Raw genomic sequence first — 5,186 nt, forward strand, 5'->3', positions numbered from 1 at the left:
GCTTTAAGTTTTTGATCAAGACGTTTTGCTCTATGGAAAGGGCAACAATGCTTTTAAAGAGCTTGGGGTGGAGGGGGAAAATTGAAAGAAAAGAGGGACATCTATTTATTTACGAGACCGCTAAGGACAGTTTCTCTCTCTGGATGAAAAAGGTTTTGTGCAATTTGGTTATGGAATTGTGAGAGACGCTGGTATTCATGCGGCGGCTTGCCAAATAATTAATCCTTATCATTTTGAGGCTTTATCATTTTGGGGGGCCAGATTGACAACGAGGCATTGAGGCAAAGGGGTGGATTTTAAGGAAAAGAGATTGAAAATTTTTGAGGAAGAGGTAAGCGCCCAGTGATTACGTCGTGTGCTTGAGGAAGCTTGAGATGAGGCAATGAACAAGGTTGATTTGGGAATGAGGTTGATCTTGGCCGCGTGTTTGGGCTTTCAATAGAGCGCCCTTCCTTGGGAAAAGGAAATTGTGCTATCTCTCAATTGACTTCTTATTTTCTGTGTTATCTTGCGGCTCTGGTTTTGATGGGTGATGTTGAAACCTTACACTCTTATCACAAAAGCTTTATGGAAGATGAAAGTTTGGGCTTTGAAAAAAAATATCGAAAAAATCAATTTGGGCCGGTTTTGTTGATGATTCAAATCGTCATAAAGACAAAGCAACCTCGTTACGATTTTCTTGCACTCGTTTGCTTCTTCTTTGGAAAGAAGATTATCTCTTGGAAATAAAAAGAGCACTTAGAATTTTAGAGTCAGAGACCCAAATTTGTGCAATAGAAGAAGATATTTTTATGAAAATTTGATCGACGAGAAAAGAGAAGCCTTAAGACAATAGGGGATATACTGTGAGTGATGAAAACATGATGTTTGAAGGTGATGAAAAAAATGCACCCCTGATATTGTCTTTATAAAAGATGAGGGATACAAGCGCTTGATATTGATGAACGCTCATCCATTGTGAGGACGAAAGCTTCGGTTCATGAAAATGGCTTAGAAATTGAAACAAATGAGGGATAAAAAATGAGGGGCAATGAAAAAAATGTATCATTGGATGAAGAGTTACGGTCTTTTTCGCTGGAAGAAGCGTTTTTGACAAGCAAAAATTATAAAGTCATCTTTTGTATTGCTTTCATTGTGGCAGCTTTAAGAACGGCTCTTCTCTTCTTACTCATGTGGCTTGAGTGGAAGTTGGCGGGGTGGGAAGGGGATGTTATAACAGTTCTCTTTTGCATCGTGCAGGTTATATTAGATTTAATTTTTGTACTCATTCCTGTTGCCTTTGTGGTCCGTATCATCTTTACGCGTTTGTTGAAAAAAAAGATCGATATGTTGGATCAAGAAATCTGGCAGCGAAGAAAAACCGCTTTTCAACAAAACAGCGCGTGAAGGGAGGGCAGAAAATGAATACTGGTCTTTATATATTCTCATGCGTTGTAGGAGAGACCTTCTATTCGTGCGATGTTTGAAGGTGATGGAAAAAAATGCACCCTTGATATTGTCTTTATAAAAGATGAGGGATACAAGCGCTTGATATTGATGAACTCTCATTCATTGTGAGGACGAAAGCTTCGGTTCATGAAAATGGCTTGAAAATTGAAACAAATGAGGGATAAAAAATGAGGGGCAATGGAAAAAATTCACCATTGGATGAGGAATTACGGTCTTTTGCGCTTGAAGAAGCGTTTCTGACACGCAAAAATTATAAAGTCATCTTTTGTATTGCTTTCATTGTGGCAGCTTTAAGAATGGCTCTTCGCTTCGTACCCATGTTGCTTGGGTGGAAGTTGGCGGAGTGGGAAAGGGATGTCGTGGCAGCTCTCTCGTTAATTATGGAGCTTATATCATGGTTTATTTTTTTGTTTATCCCTGTTGCCTTTGTGGTTCGTATCATTTTCACGGTTCTGTTGAAAGAAAAGATCGATATGTTGGAGCAAGCAATCTGGAAGCGGAGAAAAACCGCTTCTCAACAAAACAGCGCATGAAGGGGCGGGGAAAATGATAGATATTAAAATAATGGATATTGTTGTTGTACTCTCGTGGGGTGTGGGCTTGACGCTTTTCACGCTGCTTTCTGCCGTGGTCGTGATGTTTATTTGGGCATTGTATTACTCTACTTTCAAGCGGGTGAGGCTGTATTGCCAAGTGACAAAAGAATTAAGCCGCGTGCTTGAACAACCTGTCGCTTTTGAGCCGTCTAGTGGAGCAACGCCGATGATTAAGCCGTTATCTGAGGAAAAAGAGTTTTCTCTTTCTGATGAGGAAATCTTAACGATGGAAAGTGCAACGGCGCTTTTAAAGAGTTTGGGGTGGAAGGTGGAAATTGAAGGAAAAGGAGATCATTTGGCCACCTATTATTTACCAGATCGTGAAGTGCAGTTTCTTTATAATGCTGAGAAGGGGTATCCGCGATTTGATTGTGCAATTGCGGTGGTTTCTGGTATCCATGCGGCGGCTTGCCAAACGATAGACCCTTATAATTCTGGAGGCTTGATTGCTCTTGAATTGAGTTTTGATGTGAAGGGGTTGGAAATTTTTGAAGAAAAGGTAAGCGTTGGATGTTTACGCCGTGCACTCGAGAAAGCTTTAGATGAGGCAATGACTGAGGTTGATCTTGGCAAGATGCTTCACTCTCAATATAGAATCCTGCCTTGGGAAAACAAAACTGTGGTCCCTCGGTTGGCTTCTTATTCCCTGCGTTATCTTGCGGCTCTGGCTTTGATGGGCGATGTTGAAACTTTACACTCTTATCAGAAAAGCTTTATGGAAGGTGAGAAGCTGGGCTTTGAAACAAGTATCGAAGAGGAGCATCTGGAACGCGCAATGGTGATTGCTCAGGCGGTAGAAAAGACAAAGCAACCCAGTTACGATTTGCTTCAACAGGCGGCAAAGGATTTTTCCATGGAGGTAGAGAGCTATGAATGTTTTAGAGCCTCAGATCCCAATTTGTGCAATAGAAGAAGAGATTCTTATGAAAAATTGATCGAGGAAAAAAGAGAAGAATTAAGGCAACAGGGATATTTTGTTTACGAAAAGGACGCGATTTGTGAGGTTGATGGAAAAAACTATCGTCCTCATATTCTTTACATAAAGGATGGGGAGTTAGAATATATGGATGTAGAAATTAGGATTGATGAAAAAATTTATTGAGAAAAATAAAGAGTTTAGATAATTTAAAAAGAGCTTAAACCTAAAAATAGAGCGTAAAAAGCGCGAAGCGTAAAAGCAGAGGGGAACAATGCAGGAGAAAAAAGCAACATTTGAAGAGTCTTTCTTTTCATTTAGAAAATTTATGGTGTCTTCAGTGGAAAGGCGTAAAGGGGTGGGACGGTGTAAAATAATAGGGCACCGCTTTTTTATCATGTTTTGTACATGCCTTATCATGATGGCTTTAGAAGTTCCTGCGGGTGCAAAGTCTCTGGTACAGCCGTTGCAATGGACAAGATGGGAAGGAATTGGTTCTCTTATTTTTCTCTTACCAGTGTTGATATGGTTTTGTCTTCTCACACCCCTTCCTATTTTGTGGGGCATTTGTCGTTTTAAAGAGCGTAAATTGGAAAAAATAAAGAAAAAACTAAAAGAAAAAATAAAGCAGCAAGAGATTAATCAATGAGGTTATACGCATGAGGAGTGAGGCCGCGGTTTTTGTTTTGTTTCTGCCGATTGGATGTTTTCTTCTAAATGCAGTTACAGTTTTTGCCATTTTTGTGAATATGATTATTGTGGCGCCTTATTATTCTTTAATAAAGCGTTTGAGGCTCTATTACAGAGTGAAAAAACAAAGACGTTTGATGAAAGAACATCCACAGCGTTTTTGTTTCTTTGAAAAAAGCGGAAAAGAAAAAGAGAGAGTGCCGCAAAACTTAGCACTAGAAACAAAGATAAGTTCCTATTCGTTAAAAAAATGGCTCGCTTTTTCACGCAAAGATTATATCCTCCACGCATGCCTCTCTTTCATCATTATATTTTTCAAAGCTTATGTCTATGTGATTTTCTTTAAAGGGATAGATGAGATAGATGAGAGCAGATTTGAATATTTTGCCATTCTCTTGCTTTTCTGGTTTTTTTTATCGGTATGTATTTTTGCAACGATCCCTGTTGTTGTGATCCTTCGTGAAATTTTAACTCATCGATTGAAAAAGAAGATTCAGCAATTGGAAGAAGTGACTGAAGCAACCCAATCAATCAATTTATAAAGAGAAGGGGATAAAATGCATTACGCAATGGCGGCAGCTTACACGCTGATTTTGATCATTCTGCTGGGGGGTATTTTTGATTTTTTCTTAACAATACCCATTGTGGCACTGTATATTTCTTTTATCAAGCGTTTGATCTCGTATTACAAGGTTACCAAACAATTAAACGCAGCGCTGAAAAAGCGCATGTAGTGCTCGTGTCATGGGGGAGGCGTAAGTTTTAGATCATGCCATTGCTTCACGGCTTGGGAGGAGGGCATCGATTGTTTTTCTCATTTTACGCTGATCTCTGGGGGAAAAGGGCTGTTGGCAATGAATAGGCTGATGATAGGTTTGTAATAGGCTGGTGATAGGCTTTAATGGGGCGGTTTATCGGCAGTTTGCTTGTTTTCTGTGAATTTGCAAAATCGTAAAAACGTGAAACTGTAATAGGGTGTGTGGTTGCTCAAGAGCCGTGACGGTTGTGGGGAGGATATGGGGAGAAGAGGGTGCCAATGGAGATGTAAAGGTTGGATTGTGCAATGTGTCATTGGAATGGGTGAATGGGGAATTGGGGAACGGAGGGCGTTGGGGGAAAAAGGCTGTTGGCAATGAATAGGCTGATGATAGGTTTGTAATAGGCTGGTGATAGGCTTTAATGGGGCGGTTTATCGGAAGTTTGCTTGTTTTCTGTGAATTTGCAAAATCGTAAAAACGTGAAACTGTAAAAAGGTGTGTGGTTGCTCAAGAGCCGTGATGGTTGTGGGGCGGTTGGGGAGAAAAGGTGCCAATGGAGGCATAAAGGTTGGATTGTGCAATGCATCAAAATTGGAATGGGGGATTGGGGAATTGGGGTAATGGAGGGCGTTGGGGGAAAAAGGCTGTTGGCAATGAATAGGCTGATGATAGGTTTGTAATAGGCTGGTGATAGGCTTGTATAGGCTTTAATGGGGCGGTTTATCGGAAGTTTGCTTGTTTTCTGTGAATTTGCAAAATCGTAAAAACGTGAAACTG

Annotated in this window: 7 protein-coding genes; all 7 read left to right on the plus strand. The window is 40.3% G+C overall.

Annotated features, from left to right (window positions below):
• The first annotated feature begins 1,020 nt into the window (after positions 1–1,020).
• The 7 genes from ACFIJJ_RS08185 (at position 1,021) to ACFIJJ_RS08215 (ending at position 5,089) form a co-directional block, all read left to right on the plus strand.
• Positions 1,021–1,386, plus strand: a complete 366-nt coding sequence (locus ACFIJJ_RS08185; RefSeq protein ID WP_375646586.1) for a hypothetical protein — start codon at positions 1,021–1,023, stop codon at positions 1,384–1,386.
• A gap of 230 nt (positions 1,387–1,616) precedes the next feature.
• Entirely contained in the window at positions 1,617–1,982 is a 366-nt protein-coding gene (locus ACFIJJ_RS08190; RefSeq protein WP_375646587.1) for a hypothetical protein, read from the plus strand.
• 13 nt (positions 1,983–1,995) lie between these two features.
• Positions 1,996–3,147: a DUF6990 domain-containing protein gene (locus tag ACFIJJ_RS08195; RefSeq protein ID WP_375646588.1), complete on the plus strand. Its 1,152-nt coding sequence runs from the start codon at positions 1,996–1,998 to the stop codon at positions 3,145–3,147.
• An 88-nt stretch (positions 3,148–3,235) separates the two neighbouring features.
• Positions 3,236–3,610 carry a hypothetical protein gene (locus tag ACFIJJ_RS08200; RefSeq protein WP_375627743.1) on the plus strand — a complete coding sequence of 125 codons (375 nt, stop codon included), beginning with the start codon at positions 3,236–3,238 and terminating at the stop codon, positions 3,608–3,610.
• Between the two features lie 10 nt (positions 3,611–3,620).
• Positions 3,621–4,193 carry a hypothetical protein gene (locus tag ACFIJJ_RS08205; RefSeq protein ID WP_375646589.1) on the plus strand — a complete coding sequence of 191 codons (573 nt, stop codon included), beginning with the start codon at positions 3,621–3,623 and terminating at the stop codon, positions 4,191–4,193.
• A 15-nt stretch (positions 4,194–4,208) separates the two neighbouring features.
• Positions 4,209–4,385 carry a hypothetical protein gene (locus ACFIJJ_RS08210; protein ID WP_375617936.1) on the plus strand — a complete coding sequence of 59 codons (177 nt, stop codon included), beginning with the start codon at positions 4,209–4,211 and terminating at the stop codon, positions 4,383–4,385.
• Positions 4,386–4,912: 527 nt separating this feature from the next.
• Complete coding sequence (locus ACFIJJ_RS08215; RefSeq protein ID WP_375646591.1) at positions 4,913–5,089, plus strand: hypothetical protein; 177 nt, start codon at positions 4,913–4,915, stop codon at positions 5,087–5,089.
• Positions 5,090–5,186: the final 97 nt, after the last annotated feature.

Origin of the sequence: Bartonella sp. TT29SHDZB, from assembly GCF_042193395.1 — a bacterium.
Lineage (GTDB): Bacteria > Pseudomonadota > Alphaproteobacteria > Rhizobiales > Rhizobiaceae > Bartonella.

What these genes read in the sequence shown, in the direction of transcription:
- ACFIJJ_RS08200 (WP_375627743.1), top strand. Translation starts at nt 3,236, where the DNA reads ATGCAGGAGAAAAAAGCAACATTTGAAGAGTCTTTCTTTTCATTTAGA.
- ACFIJJ_RS08210 (WP_375617936.1), top strand. Translation starts at nt 4,209, where the DNA reads ATGCATTACGCAATGGCGGCAGCTTACACGCTGATTTTGATCATTCTG.
- ACFIJJ_RS08195 (WP_375646588.1), top strand. Translation starts at nt 1,996, where the DNA reads ATGATAGATATTAAAATAATGGATATTGTTGTTGTACTCTCGTGGGGT.
- ACFIJJ_RS08185 (WP_375646586.1), top strand. Translation starts at nt 1,021, where the DNA reads ATGAGGGGCAATGAAAAAAATGTATCATTGGATGAAGAGTTACGGTCT.
- ACFIJJ_RS08205 (WP_375646589.1), top strand. Translation starts at nt 3,621, where the DNA reads ATGAGGAGTGAGGCCGCGGTTTTTGTTTTGTTTCTGCCGATTGGATGT.
- ACFIJJ_RS08190 (WP_375646587.1), top strand. Translation starts at nt 1,617, where the DNA reads ATGAGGGGCAATGGAAAAAATTCACCATTGGATGAGGAATTACGGTCT.